Source organism: Salipiger sp. PrR007, from assembly GCF_010499845.1.
Lineage (GTDB): Bacteria > Pseudomonadota > Alphaproteobacteria > Rhodobacterales > Rhodobacteraceae > Salipiger > Salipiger pacificus_A.
The window spans coordinates 316,151-329,053 of sequence record NZ_JAAGOZ010000017.1; the positions used below are offsets into that span (position 1 = coordinate 316,151).

The window sequence follows — 12,903 nt, forward strand, 5'->3', positions numbered from 1 at the left end:
TTCCGCTCAGCGCAGGATCGGCGGGCTGTCGGGGTCGGATCCGGGGGCGATGCGCTCGATGCGCGCGGGCTCTTCGATCTCGGGCAGATCAAACCGCAGGCCGACCCGGGTCAGGCTGGCCGCCAGCTCGTCGCTGTCGCGCAGGAAGAGAACGTCGAGCGCCCCGGCCTCGATGCCCGAGAAGACCAGCGCCTCGTTCACCGCGCGCGCCAGCGCATCCTCTGCGCCGGGCACCGCGCCAGCGAAGGCGAGGATGTGTCCACGGCCGCCACCCTCGTAGCGCGCCCCGGCGAGCCAGGCGCAGCGGGCAAAGCCAGCCGCGGTGGCGAGCTTGGTGTCGAGCGCCGCGAGCAGCGCCTCGGGCAGGCCGCCGGGCTTGGTGACTTCCTCGATCCGGGCGGCCTCTTCGCGGGGCCCATGGCCGAGGGTTTCGGCCAGCCAGTCCACGGCTTCGGCGGGCAGCAGGGTGGAGGCCTCGGAGACCTCGATGTTCACTGCCAAGCCGATGCCCTGGCCGGCCAGCATGTTGGCCACGGCGCGGCCCGAAAGGGCGGCATAGGGCGCGGCACGGCCGACGAATTGCGACAGCCGTTCCTCGCGGTCGAAGACCAGCACGAAGCGGGCGTCGCCGAGGTCGAAGAGCTCGGGCTCAATCTGGTCGCCATCGATCTCGCGGGTGAGCAGCAGGAAGAGTTCGCCGTCGGCCAGGCGCTCGTAGAAGCGCAGGCGGGCGTTGTCATCCTCGGGGGCGGCCTCCATCGCGCTGAGCGCGGCATCGAGCGGTGTGATCGTCATGTCAGAACCTCGCGGACACGGGCGCGCAGGACGGGCAGGAGCTCGGCCTCGAACCACGGATTGCGTTTGAGCCAACCCGTATTGCGCCAGGACGGGTGGGGCAAGGGCAGAGCGTGGGGAAGGTGGGCGCGCCAATTGGCCACCGTCTCGGTGACGCCGGTCCTGCTGCCGAGATGGTAGCGTTGCGCAGGGCCGCCGATGTAGAGCCGCAGCGGCAGAGGGCCGAGCGCCTCGAAAAGCGCGTCGTGCCAGGTGGCGCGGCAAATCGGCGGGGGCGGCAGGTCGGAGCCCTTGGCGTCATAGCCCGGAAAGCAGAAGGCCATGGGCACGATGGCGACGCGGCTCTGGTCCCAGAATTCCTCTTTCGACAGGCCCAGCCAATCACGCAGCCGGTCGCCGGAGGGGTCGTCGAAGGGCCTGCCGGATTTGTGCACCCGCATCCCGGGCGCCTGTCCTGCGATCAGCAGCCGCGCGCCGGGGCGGAACCAGGGCACCGGCCGCGGGCTGTGCCGGGTGGCGGTGGCAGCAAACCGCGCGGCGCAAAGGCGGCAGGCGGAGATGCTGTCTCGGAGGGGGCTCAGGCGCTCGGTCATGCGGAAGAGATAGGTCCAGGGGAATCGGCCTGCCAGTGGCGCGACGGTCGCGCGATCACGCAGGTGGGCACGACTATCCGCGCATCGGAGATGGTGGGCTGCGGAGGGGGAGGATGTTTCAAAATTTGGCCATAATGTGACCTAATTCGCCAAATATCCGTCACGCATCCCGGGGGCCGGAGTATGTTGGCCCTGTGAAGGGGGTCGGGTGATGATTGAGTTCGATATGGTCAGCAAGTCCTTCTGGACCGGGGAGCGCCGCAAGGTGATCCTTGATCGCGTGTCCTTTCAGGTCACCGTCGGCGAGAGCATCGGCATTCTCGCCCCGAACGGCACCGGCAAGACCACCCTTATTCGCATGATGGCCGGACTCGAGAAACCCGACGAGGGCGAGATCCGCCGGACCTCGCGCGTGTCCTTCCCGCTTGGCTTCATGGGCGGCGTGGTGTCGAAGATCTCGGCCCGCGAGAACGCGCGTTTCATTGCGCGCATGTACGGGCTCGATCCCGAGTACGTCGAGGCCTTCTGCCGCTGGCTCTGCGGGCTCGGCGAGTATTTCGACCAGCCGATCGGCACATATTCGTCGGGGATGAAGGCGCGGTTCACCTTCTCGCTGATGCTGGCGCTGGACTTCGACATTTACCTCATCGACGAGGGGATGCCGAGTTCGACCGATGTCGAGTTCAACCGCAAGGCCGGCGAGATCCTCGCCGAGCGTCTGCGCACCACCACCATCGTGATCGTCTCGCACCAGCCCGCGATCCTCGAAAAATTTGCCAGCAAGGCGGCGGTCCTGATGGACGGGAAGCTGCACCAGTTTGACACCTTGGAAGAAGCGAAACGGCTCTATGACTACGAAACCCAAGGCTAAGAAGTTCCGCATCCGCCGCCCCGAACCGGGGCAGGTCGCCGCCGCGCCGCAGTCGGAGCCGCGCCCGACGTCCACTTCACCCGGTCGCGCCGCTGCACAGGACAAGACACCCGGCACGGCCGCAGCGTCACCGAACCCTGCCGCCGGGGCCGCCGATCTTGACGCGATCCGGGCCGAGGGGCTGACCGGGCGCCAGCTGCGCCTCGCCCGGCGGGTGGCGCAGAAGAACGGCTTCGAGCCGGCCTCCGATCTCGACGCGGTGCGCATGCTGCGGGCGCGGGGCATCGATCCGTTCCAGCGCAGCTCGATGCTTGAGTTGGTGGTGCCCGAGACGGGCGGAAGCGGCGGCGGCAAGAGATCGGGCGCCGGGCTGCCGGCGCTGCCCACAGGCAGCGAGGGGTTGCCGGAGCCTGTGGCGCCCAAGAGCCAGTTGCCGTCTACCGAGACCGCCAGCCCCGCCGAGCGCCGCGCCGCCGAGATCATGAAAATCCAGCAGGAGCTGGCCAAGCGCCGCCGCAAGAAGCAGATGATGCTGCTCGGCCGGCTGGCCTTTTTCGTGATGCTGCCGACGGTGCTGGCGGGCTACTACTTCTACGTGTTGGCGACACCGATGTATGCCACCAAGTCCGAGTTCCTCATCCTCAAGGCCGAGAATTCCGCTTCGTCCATGGGCAGCCTCTTCTCCGGGACGCAGTTCGCCACGAACCAGGATGCCATCGCGGTGCAGAGCTACCTTATGTCCAAGGACGCCATGCTGCGGCTCGACCGCGACGAGGGGTTCAAGGCGCATTACCAGCAGGCGCGGATCGACCCGTTGCAGCGGCTGGACGATGGGGCCTCCAACGAGGAGGCCTACGGCATCTACAAGCGCAACATCGAGATCGGCTACGACCCGACTGAGGGCGTGGTGAAGATGGAGGTGCAGGCCGCCGACCCCGAGACCGCCGCGCGCTTCAGCCGGGCGCTGATCAGCTACGCCGAGACCCGCGTCGACAACCTGTCGCTGCGCAAGCGCTCCAACGCGGTAACGGATGCCGAGGTCGGACTCGAAGAGGCGCAGGCCGACCGGCAGGAGGCGCAGGAGAAACTCGTGCGCCTGCAGCAGCAGGGCTCGGTGATCGACCCGGAGGGCCGCATCGCCTCGCTGCGCACCCAGATCAGCAACGTCGAGGTGCAGCTGCAGGAGAAGCAGCTGACCCTGCAGGCACTGCTCGACAACGCGCGGCCCAACAGCAGCCGTGTCGAGGGGGCGCAGGGCGACGTGCGGCGGCTCGAGGCGCTGCTCGTCGATCTCAATGCGCAGATGACCAGCGCCACCACGGGGGAGGATTCGCTGGCCGAGAAGGCGGTGCAGATCCAGCTCGCGCAGGCCGATCTCGCCACGCGTGACCTGATGCTGCAGACCGCGCTCGAGCGGCTCGAACAGGCGCGGCGCGATGCCGAGAGCCAGGCGCGCTACCTGACCACTTCCGTCGAGCCGGTGGCCTCGGAGGACCCGAGCTACCCGCGCGCCTTCGAGAACACGATCCTCGCCTTCCTGATCTTCTCCGGTATCTACCTGATGATCTCGCTGACCGCCTCGATCCTGCGCGAGCAGGTGTCGACCTGAGCGCAAGTCGCGCGCCGACGAGCCAAAAGAAAACGCCCGGTCGATGACCGGGCGTTTCGCTGTCTGCTCGAGCTCGCCCGGCGGATCAGGCGGCCTGCGCGCGCGAGGGCTTCAGCGCCTCGCCCCAGACGGCCAGCTCGTTGAACATGCCCTTGAGGCCGTCCACCACGGGCTGTTCGGGGCGCAGCACGCCGTCGTCGCCAATGAAGTTGAACACGAAGGGCACCGGCACCGACTGCGGCAGCGCCATGACGTTCATGTTGACCAGCAGCTGGCGCAGCTCTTGCGCGGCGCGCATGCCGCCCGAGACGCCACCGTAGCTGACCACGGCCGCGACCTTGCGCTCCCATTCCACCGCGAGCGCCTGGATGGCGTTGACCAGCGCGGCCGAGGGGAAGCTGTTGTATTCCGGGGTCAGGAAGACAAAGGCATCGGCCTCGGCGATCTTGGCGGCCCATTTCTTCGTGTGCTCGTGCTCGTAGGCCTGGGCGCGCGGGTGGCCGGCCTCGTCGAGCAGCGGCAGGTCGATTTCCTTGAGGTCGACGACTTCGACGTCGAAGCCGTTCTGCTCGCGGGCGAGTTCTTCGACCCACTTGCCGACGATCGGGACGATGCGGCCGGGGCGGGTGGAGCCGAGGATGATCTTCACTTTAAGAGACATGGGAGCTGTCCTTCTGCGGTCATGTGGGAGTGGGCGGCCGGGGAGGGAGATGGCCGTTCCTTGCGCTCTTACCTACGCTCGTATGGCGCAGGGACAATCCCCCCAGGCGCACACCGCAGGTGCGTTGCTGCACGGGCGTGCGGCGCAAGGGTCTACGCAACGAGTGCGCTTCGTGCGCGTTGGGTTCGCGACAGAAGACGGAGATTCCCATGCCGAAGGACGAGACACGCCAAGCAGAACTCTACCGGATGGTCATGCCGAAACACCTGTGTCCCTGGGGTCTGAAGACAAAGGACCTTCTGGAGCGCGAGGGCTACGAGGTGCATGATCACCCGCTCCGCACCAAGGAAGAGACCCAGGCCTTCCAGCGCGAGCACGGTGTAGAGACGACGCCGCAGACCTTCATCGACGGCGACAGGATCGGCGGCTACGAGGATGTGCGCCGACACTTCGGCAAGCCTGTGCGCGACCCGGAGGCTACTTCCTACCGCCCGGTCATCGCGATCTTCGCTGTAGCCTTCCTGATGGCGCTGGCGCTGAGCTGGCTTGTGCTGGGCACGCTGTTTTCGTGGCGGGTGATCGAGTGGTTCATCGCCTTCGGCATGGTGCTGCTCGGTCTTCAGAAGCTGCAGGATGTCGAGAGTTTTCAGACCATGTTCCTGAACTACGACCTTCTGGCGCAGCGCCATGTCCGCTATGGCTATGTCTACCCGTTTGCCGAAAGCGGCGCGGGCCTGCTGATGCTTGCGGGGGTGCTGACCTGGCTCGCGGCCCCTGTGGCGCTGGTCATCGGCACAATCGGCGCGGTCTCGGTCATCAAGGCGGTCTATGTCGACAAGCGCGAGCTCAAATGCGCCTGCGTCGGCGGCGGCAGCAACGTGCCGCTGGGCTTCGTGTCGCTGACCGAGAACCTCGCGATGATTGCCATGGGTCTCTGGATGTTGGCCAAACTTCTGTTCTGAAATGAAAAGGCCCGCCGGCGAGGGCGGGCCTTTCGCTATCCGTCTGCGCGGGGCTCAGACCTTGTCAGTCAGCTCCGGCACCGCGCTGAAGAGGTCGGCGACGAGGCCGAAGTCGGCGACCTGGAAGATCGGCGCCTCTTCGTCCTTGTTGATCGCCACGATCACCTTGGAGTCCTTCATGCCCGCGAGGTGCTGGATCGCGCCCGAGATGCCGACCGCGATGTAGAGGTCCGGCGCGACGACCTTGCCGGTCTGGCCAACCTGCCAGTCGTTCGGCGCAAAGCCCGAATCCACTGCGGCGCGCGAGGCCCCCACGGCGGCGCCGAGCTTGTCGGCGAGCTTCGCGATCATCGCGAAGTCCTCTTCCGAGCCGACGCCGCGGCCGCCCGACACGACGATCTTCGCCGAAGTCAGCTCGGGGCGGTCACTCTCGGCCATCTTGTCCTCGACCCATTCGGACAGGGCCGGGTTGTCCCCCGCGCCGATGGTCTCGACTGCGGCCGAACCGCCGGTGCCTGCGGCTTCGAAGGTAGAGGTCCGGAAGGTGATGACCTTCTTTTCATCCTTCGATTTCACCGTCTGGATGGCGTTGCCGGCGTAGATCGGGCGCTCGAAGGTGTCGGCGTCGACCACGGCGGTCACATCGGTCAGGATCATCGCGTCGAGCAGCGCGGCGACGCGCGGCAGGATGTTCTTCGCATCGGTCGTGGCCGGGGCAACGATGTGGCTGAAATCGCCCGCCAGCGACACGATCAGCGCTGCGACCGGCTCGGCCAGGCGGTGGCCGTAGAGCGCGTCCTCGGCGACCAGCACCTTGGCGACACCGTCGATCTTGGCGGCTTCCTCGGCGGCTGCGGCAGCCGAAGCACCGGCGGCCAGAACCGTGACCTCGCCCAGTTTCGCGGCCGCGTTCACGGCCTTGGCGGTGGCGTCCAGCGCCAGGGCACCGTCGTTGATTTCAGCAAGAAGGAGAACAGCCATCAGAGAGCCCCCGCGTCTTTCAGTTTCGCCACGAGCTCGTCGACCGAGCCCACCTTGATGCCGGCGGCGCGCTCTGCGGGCTCCGAGGTCTTGACGATCTCGAGGCGCGGCGAGACATCGACGCCGAAATCGGCGGCGATCTTCTCGTCGAGCGGCTTCTTCTTGGCCTTCATGATGTTCGGCAGCGAGGCATAGCGCGGCTCGTTGAGGCGCAGGTCGGCGGTGATGATGGCGGGCAGGGCGACCTTGATGGTCTGCAGACCGCCGTCCACTTCGCGCGCCACGGTGGCGGCATCGCCCTCGATGTCGAGCTTGTTGGCATAGGTCGCCTGCGCCCAGCCCAGAAGGCCCGCCAGCATCTGGCCGGTGGCGTTCATGTCGTTGTCGATCGCCTGTTTGCCCATGATGACGAGCCCCGGCGCCTCTTCCTCGACGATCTTGGCGAGGATCTTTGCGACCGCGAGCGGCTCGATGTCGGTATGCACGTCCTCGGCGGCGGTCACCAGGATCGCGCGGTCGGCGCCCATGGCCAGCGCGGTGCGCAGGGTTTCCTGGCTCTGCTTCACGCCGATGGAGACGACGACGACCTCCTCGGCCTTGCCGGCCTCCTTGAGACGGATCGCCTCTTCGACGGCGATCTCGTCGAAGGGGTTCATCGACATCTTGACGTTGGCAAGATCGACGCCCGTGCCATCCGCTTTCACGCGGACTTTCACGTTGTAGTCGATCACGCGCTTCACGGGCACAAGCACCTTCATGAGCGGATCTCTCCCTTGGTTTCGCCGCGCGGGACGCGGCACTTCGTATTCTCCCGTGGGGTGATAGCGAAGTGAACGCTGGGGAAACAGAGACAATTTGCGCAAGCGCAGCAAAAGGACGCTGCGTTTTCGCGAGGTCATGGCCTCTGACGCGGTGGCATGTCGCGGCGGAAATTCGAAGGGTCGGAAACGCATTCAGGGCGATTTCGCCGAGTGCCTGAAAATTAGGCGACCACGTTCCGGTTCCTCGCGCAGGTTCTGGTGGCCGGCGGAACCTCGCTCTGCGCATGATTCGAGGGGGTGTCTGCGGGCGGGCTGACGAAGCAGAAGGGCCGCCCGGAGGCGGCCCTTTGCGGATCAGGTGAAGGTGTTGTTCCTCGGGAAGCCCCGCGGCGCCATGCGGCCCGCGGTGGCACGCTTGGCAATCCACTCGCTGAGGTCCGTCTCGGTGCGGGTGCGCCCCGCCGGGTCCTTCCAGCTGAGACCGTCGGCCAGCGTGAAGGTGGTGATGTCCGACAGGCCGCCATCCTTGTATTTCTGCAGGCGCACGCCCTTGCCGCGGCCCATTTCGGGCAGCTCGTCGAGCATGAAGACCAGCACCTTGCGGTTCTCGCCGACCACGGCGACGGCATCGCCCTGCACCGGTTTGCAGACCTTGGCGATCACGTCGTCGCGCACGTTGAGCACCTGGCGGCCGGTGCGGGTCTGGGCCAGCACGTCGGCCTCGGGCACCAGGAAGCCATCCCCGGCGGAGGAGGCGAGCAGCAGCTTGCGGTCCGGGACGTGGCTGAAGATGTCGATGATCTGCGCTTCGTTGGGGAGATCGACCATCAGACGCAGCGGCTCGCCCATGCCGCGCCCCCCGGGCAAGTTGGCCGCCGAAAGCGTGTAGAACCGCCCGTTCGAGCCGAAGACCAGCAGCCGGTCCGTGGTCTCGGCGTGGAAGATGAAGCGCGGGCCGTCGCCGTCCTTGAACTTCAGCTCGGAGCCGAGGTCGATATGGCCCTTCATCGCGCGGATCCATCCCATCTGCGAGCAGACCACGGTGATCGGCTCACGCTCGATCATCGCTTCCAGTGGCACGTCCTCGACCTCGCCCGCCTCGGCGAAGCCGGTCAGACGGGCGCCGCGGTCAAGCCCCTTGGTGAAGGCCTTCTTCACGTCGCGCAGCTCGCTCGAGATGGTCTTCCACTGCAGCTCTTCGCTGGCCAGCAAGTCCTCGAGCCCGGCGCGCTCCTCCATCAGCTGGTCGCGTTCGGCGACCAGCTCCATTTCTTCGAGCTTGCGCAAGCTGCGCAGGCGCATGTTGAGGATGGCCTCGGTCTGCACCTCGGTGAGGCCGAATTCCTCGCCCGACACAGAAGCAGGAGAGACGTAATCGGCCTCGGATGTCGCCCGAGCTGTCTTCCGGCCCCAGTCCTCGCGCATCAGCGCGGCCTTGGGGTCCTCGTCGTAGCGAATGATGTCGATGACGCGGTCGAGATTGAGGAAGGCGATGATCAGGCCCTCGAGCACCTCGAGGCGATGGTCGATCTTTTCCATCCGGTGCCGCGAGCGGCGGCAGAGCACGTCGCGCCGGAAGTCGAGGAAGGCGCGCAGCACCTCCTTCAGCGAGCAGACCTTCGGCGTCACCCCGTCGATCAGCACGTTCATGTTCAGCGAGAAGCGGATCTCGAGGTCCGAGTTACGGAACAGCATGTTCATCAGAACGTCGGGATCGACGTTCTTGGTCTTCGGCTCGAGCACCATGCGGATGTCCTCGGCGCTCTCGTCGCGGATGTCGGCGAGGATCGGGACCTTCTTGGTCTGGATCAGCTCGGCCAGCCGCTCGACCAGCTTGGACTTCTGCACCTGATAGGGGATCTCGGTGACCACGGCCTGCCACATGCCGCGGCCAAGGTCCTCGACCTCCCACTTGGCGCGCAGGCGGATCGAGCCGCGGCCCGTCGCATAGGCCTGGGCGATGTTGGCGCGCGGCTCGACGATCACCCCGCCGGTGGGGAAATCGGGGCCGGGCACGTAGTTCAGCAGCGTCTCGTCCGCCGCGTTCGGCGACTTGATGAGATGCAGACAGGCGTCGATCAGCTCGCCGATGTTGTGCGGCGGGATGTTGGTCGCCATGCCCACCGCGATGCCGCTCGATCCATTGGCGAGCAGGTTGGGGTAGGAGGCGGGCAGCACGACAGGCTCTTCAAGGCGGCCGTCGTAGTTCGGGCGGTAATCGACCGCGTCCTCGTCGAGACCCTGCAGCAGCGCCTCGGCCATGATGGTCATCCGCGCCTCGGTGTAGCGCGAGGCCGCCGGGTTGTCGCCGTCGATGTTGCCGAAGTTGCCCTGACCGTCGACCAGCGGGTAGCGGATGGTGAAATCCTGCGCGAGGCGGGCCATGGCGTCGTAGATCGCAGCGTCGCCGTGCGGGTGGAAGTCCCCCATGGTGTCGCCGGAGATTTTTGCCGACTTCAGAAAGCCCCCGGTGGAACTAAGTCGCAGCCGGCGCATTGCATAAAGGATACGACGATGCACGGGTTTAAGCCCGTCGCGGGCGTCTGGCAGCGCCCGGTTCATGATCGTCGAAAGAGCATAAGTCAGATAGCGCTCGCCGATCGCCCGGCGCAGAGTTTCTGCCACGTTACGAGGGTTCATGTTGGGGTCATCGACGATATCATTCATGCATATTGTGATACCCGCGCTGAAAAGCGCGGGCAAGCGATCCCCAGCGGGAAATCAGCCAGGGCGCCAAATTTCCCGAATTCCGCTTATCCGAGACGCTGAAATCAACTATGGTGTGTATGGCGCCGAGTATTTGAGCGGCGCGTTTGCGGCCCTTTTCACCCAGCCCTTTCCTGTACGGGAGATTTCAGCATGAAAAGTCTGATGGTCACGACCTTTGCCGCGCTCGGCTGGGCCTGGTACGCATTGTCCGGCGGCGCGAATTTCGAGCCCGGGGCGCACTCCGTCGAACTTCCCAACCTGCTTGCCTGGGGCTTCACCAGCCCGGCGGCGCCGCGTGCGGCCTCGGCTTCGATCGCCAGCGCGCAGACCGCCCCGGAGGTCACCCGCGCCAGCACCGCCTCGCTGGCCGATATTTCCGCCCCCGATTCGCCGCAGCCCGCGGTGACCAAGGTGTCGGCGGGGGCGATCGACGTGTCGCTCGCCGCGGTCCCCGCGCAGCCGATCTCGGCCAGCTTCGAGCCGGAAACCGCGGTTGCCACGCCTGCGGTCGCCACCGCCGCTGCGACTGATGCGATCTCCGCGGACCTGCGCCGCGTCACCGGCACGCGGGTCAACCTGCGCCACGGACCCGGCACCGGTTACTCTGTCGTCGGGCAGCTCGCCGAAGGTGCCAAGGTCGAGGTGCTCTCGGACCCCGGCGACGGCTGGGTGAAGCTCCAGGCCCAAGGCGGCACCGCCGGCTGGATGTATGACGCCTATCTGAGCGCCGCCAACTGAGCGGCGCCAGGCCCGGCCGCAGAACCCGGCGGCCGATTGCAGCCCGCCGCTGGCTCGCCTATGCCTGCAATAAATAGGCAAGGCAGCACGGCAGGGCAGGCATGATGGCGCAGACAGAGGCGCAGGGTGGGGCAGGGACCCCGCGGAAAACCATTCTCATCACCGGCTGTTCCTCGGGCATCGGCGAAGCTGCCGCCCGAGGTCTTCGCGCCCGCGGCTGGCGCGTTTTCGCCAGTTGTCGGCGCGAGGGGGATTGCGCCCGCATGCGGCTCATGGGCTTCGAGAGCCCGCGGCTCGACTACACCGACGAGGCGTCGATGGCGCAGGCGCTGGCCGAGGTGCTGGCGGCGACAGGCGGCACGCTCGACGCGCTCTATAACAACGGCGCCTATGCCGCACCCGGGGCGCTGGAAGACCTGCCCACCGGCGCGCTGCGCGAGATCTTCGAGGTCAACCTTTTTGGCTGGCACACGCTCACCCGCATGGTGATCCCGGTGATGCGGGCGCAGGGCCACGGTCGCATCATCAACTGCTCCTCGGTGCTGGGACTCGTGCCGATGCCCTGGCGCGGTGCCTATGTCTCGACCAAGCACGCGCTGGAGGGGCTGACGGACGTGCTGCGCCTCGAGATGTCGGACACGCCGATCAAGGTGATCCTGCTCGAGCCCGGCCCGATCACCTCACGCATCCGCGCCAATTCTGTTCCGCATTTCGAACGCTGGGTGGACTGGCAGGCCAGCCCGCGCCGCACGCAATACGAGCGCTCTCTGCTGAAGCGGCTCTACGCACCATCGGGCGGCCAGCCGGACACCTTCGAGCTGCCGGGCTCGGCGGTCACCGAGAAGCTCATCCTCGCGCTCGAGAGCGACCACCCGGCGCCGCGCTACTACGTGACCACCGCGACGCACATCATGGGCACCCTGCGCCGCCTGTTGCCGACCCGGCTGCTCGACGCGCTGATCGCCCGCGCCCGGTGACGAAGGCGCCGCGACGGGTGGCGCGCTAAGGTCGCAGCCGCGCCGGCTTCGCTTTTGGGCCCGAACCGGCTATGTGGGGGCAAAGAGGATAGGGAGGCTGCGCAATGCAGAAGGATCCGCTGTTTCTGGTCGTGGCCGTCGTGATGATGGCGGTCGTGGGCATCCTGCTCTTCGGCATCGGTTCCTTTGCCAAGGGCGGGGCCTTCAACAAGAAATACGCCAACAAGGCCATGCGCTGGCGCATCATCGCGCAATTCGTCGCGGTGCTTCTGATCCTGCTGTTCGTGTTTATCCGGAGAAGCTGACGATGATCGTGCTCAACAAGATCTACACCCGCACCGGCGACAAGGGCGACACCGCGCTGGTCGATGGCTCCCGGGTGCCGAAATACTGCGCGCGGGTGGAATCCTATGGCACGGTGGACGAACTGAACTCGGTGGTCGGTCTCGCGCGGCTGCATGCGGAGGGGGAGCTCGACGCAGCGCTGGCGCGGATCCAGAACGACCTTTTTGACCTCGGCTCTGATCTCGGCCGCCCCGAGATGGCGCGCGACGCCGAGGCCGGCTACCCGGTGCTGCGCGTGACGCAGGCGCAGGTCGAACGGCTCGAGGCGGAGATGGACGCGATGACCGCCCAGCTCGAACCGTTGCGCAGCTTCGTGCTGCCCGGGGGCTCGCCGGCCTCGGCTTTCCTGCACCAGTGTCGCACCGTCGCCCGCCGTGCCGAGCGCCGCGCGGTTGAGCTGGCGGCTTCGGAGGAGGTGAACACACATGCGGTGAAATACCTCAACCGGCTCAGCGACTGGTTCTTCTGCGCCGCGCGCATGGCCAATGACGGCGGCACCGCGGACGTGCTCTGGGTGCCGGGCGCGCACCGGGAGTAGCGGACGGGGGCTAACCTCCTAGGCCTGCGTCCAGGTCATCCCCGGGATATTCGGCCCCGGGCGAAGGCTCCGGCGAGCTCGGACTTGGCTTTTCGGGCGCGGACTCTGCCCTGGCGACATGCTGGTTGAGGGCCGGGCGCGCGAAAGCGTGACCGATTTAGCGCGGCTTTGAGGCTGCAGATATCAACAGACGCTTGATTTTCCGCTCCCGACCCAATAAACGGCCCGCGATGCGAAACCGGGTCGCAGTCGACCCCCTAGAGGTGAGACGTCTGGAAAGATGGCAAAGGAAAAGTTTGAGCGCGGCAAACCGCACTGCAACATCGGCACGATCGGTCACGTCGACCACGGCAAGACCACGCT

Annotated in this window: 14 protein-coding genes; 8 read left to right on the plus strand and 6 right to left on the minus strand. The window is 66.6% G+C overall.

Annotated elements, in window-relative coordinates; translation table 11 throughout:
• Positions 1-6 precede the first annotated feature (6 nt).
• Together G0Q01_RS08425 and G0Q01_RS08430 are read right to left on the minus strand one after the other, a co-directional pair.
• Complete coding sequence (locus tag G0Q01_RS08425) at positions 7-795, minus strand: SseB family protein (RefSeq protein ID WP_164198671.1); 789 nt, start codon at positions 793-795, stop codon at positions 7-9.
• Positions 792-1,388, minus strand: coding sequence for a uracil-DNA glycosylase family protein (locus G0Q01_RS08430; RefSeq protein WP_164198672.1), 597 nt, complete (start codon positions 1,386-1,388; stop codon positions 792-794). The genes G0Q01_RS08425 and G0Q01_RS08430 overlap by 4 nt, the downstream gene beginning before the upstream one ends.
• A gap of 211 nt (positions 1,389-1,599) precedes the next feature.
• Here G0Q01_RS08430 and G0Q01_RS08435 point away from each other — a divergent pair, with 211 nt between their 5' ends.
• Complete coding sequence (locus G0Q01_RS08435; protein WP_092426167.1) at positions 1,600-2,259, plus strand: ABC transporter ATP-binding protein; 660 nt, start codon at positions 1,600-1,602, stop codon at positions 2,257-2,259.
• Positions 2,237-3,868: a capsule biosynthesis protein gene (locus tag G0Q01_RS08440; protein ID WP_164198673.1), complete on the plus strand. Its 1,632-nt coding sequence runs from the start codon at positions 2,237-2,239 to the stop codon at positions 3,866-3,868. The genes G0Q01_RS08435 and G0Q01_RS08440 overlap by 23 nt, the downstream gene beginning before the upstream one ends.
• 85 nt (positions 3,869-3,953) lie before the next feature.
• On the opposite strand, the gene G0Q01_RS08445 is transcribed toward G0Q01_RS08440, so the two are convergent.
• Positions 3,954-4,529 carry an NADPH-dependent FMN reductase gene (locus G0Q01_RS08445; RefSeq protein WP_164198674.1) on the minus strand — a complete coding sequence of 192 codons (576 nt, stop codon included), beginning with the start codon at positions 4,527-4,529 and terminating at the stop codon, positions 3,954-3,956.
• 209 nt (positions 4,530-4,738) lie between these two features.
• Between G0Q01_RS08445 and G0Q01_RS08450 the strand changes: the two genes are divergently transcribed.
• Entirely contained in the window at positions 4,739-5,491 is a 753-nt protein-coding gene (locus G0Q01_RS08450) for a glutaredoxin family protein (protein ID WP_164213276.1), read from the plus strand.
• A gap of 54 nt (positions 5,492-5,545) precedes the next feature.
• Here G0Q01_RS08450 and G0Q01_RS08455 read toward each other — a convergent pair whose 3' ends face one another.
• The 3 genes from G0Q01_RS08455 to G0Q01_RS08465 all read right to left on the minus strand — a co-directional run bounded on the left by G0Q01_RS08455 (position 5,546) and on the right by G0Q01_RS08465 (position 9,900).
• Positions 5,546-6,472: an electron transfer flavoprotein subunit alpha/FixB family protein gene (locus G0Q01_RS08455; protein ID WP_164213277.1), complete on the minus strand. Its 927-nt coding sequence runs from the start codon at positions 6,470-6,472 to the stop codon at positions 5,546-5,548.
• Positions 6,472-7,230, minus strand: coding sequence for an electron transfer flavoprotein subunit beta/FixA family protein (locus G0Q01_RS08460; protein ID WP_164198677.1), 759 nt, complete (start codon positions 7,228-7,230; stop codon positions 6,472-6,474). The genes G0Q01_RS08455 and G0Q01_RS08460 overlap by 1 nt, the downstream gene beginning before the upstream one ends.
• 357 nt (positions 7,231-7,587) lie before the next feature.
• Positions 7,588-9,900 (minus strand): DNA topoisomerase IV subunit A, encoded by a 2,313-nt coding sequence (locus tag G0Q01_RS08465; RefSeq protein ID WP_164198678.1) that lies wholly within the window; start codon positions 9,898-9,900, stop codon positions 7,588-7,590.
• A 192-nt stretch (positions 9,901-10,092) separates the two neighbouring features.
• Between G0Q01_RS08465 and G0Q01_RS08470 the strand changes: the two genes are divergently transcribed.
• The 5 genes from G0Q01_RS08470 to G0Q01_RS08490 all read left to right on the plus strand — a co-directional run.
• The gene (locus G0Q01_RS08470; protein ID WP_164198679.1) at positions 10,093-10,680 is read left to right on the plus strand and encodes an SH3 domain-containing protein; all 588 of its coding nucleotides are present in this window, start codon (positions 10,093-10,095) and stop codon (positions 10,678-10,680) included.
• A gap of 101 nt (positions 10,681-10,781) precedes the next feature.
• Complete coding sequence (locus G0Q01_RS08475; RefSeq protein WP_235939848.1) at positions 10,782-11,657, plus strand: SDR family NAD(P)-dependent oxidoreductase; 876 nt, start codon at positions 10,782-10,784, stop codon at positions 11,655-11,657.
• 104 nt (positions 11,658-11,761) lie between these two features.
• Positions 11,762-11,962, plus strand: a complete 201-nt coding sequence (locus tag G0Q01_RS08480; RefSeq protein ID WP_108967216.1) for a twin transmembrane helix small protein — start codon at positions 11,762-11,764, stop codon at positions 11,960-11,962.
• Between the two features lie 2 nt (positions 11,963-11,964).
• Positions 11,965-12,540, plus strand: a complete 576-nt coding sequence (locus G0Q01_RS08485) for a cob(I)yrinic acid a,c-diamide adenosyltransferase (protein ID WP_164198680.1) — start codon at positions 11,965-11,967, stop codon at positions 12,538-12,540.
• A gap of 280 nt (positions 12,541-12,820) precedes the next feature.
• Positions 12,821-12,903, plus strand: an 83-nt coding sequence (locus G0Q01_RS08490; RefSeq protein ID WP_235939862.1) for a GTP-binding protein, incomplete at its 3' end; no start/stop codon positions are given.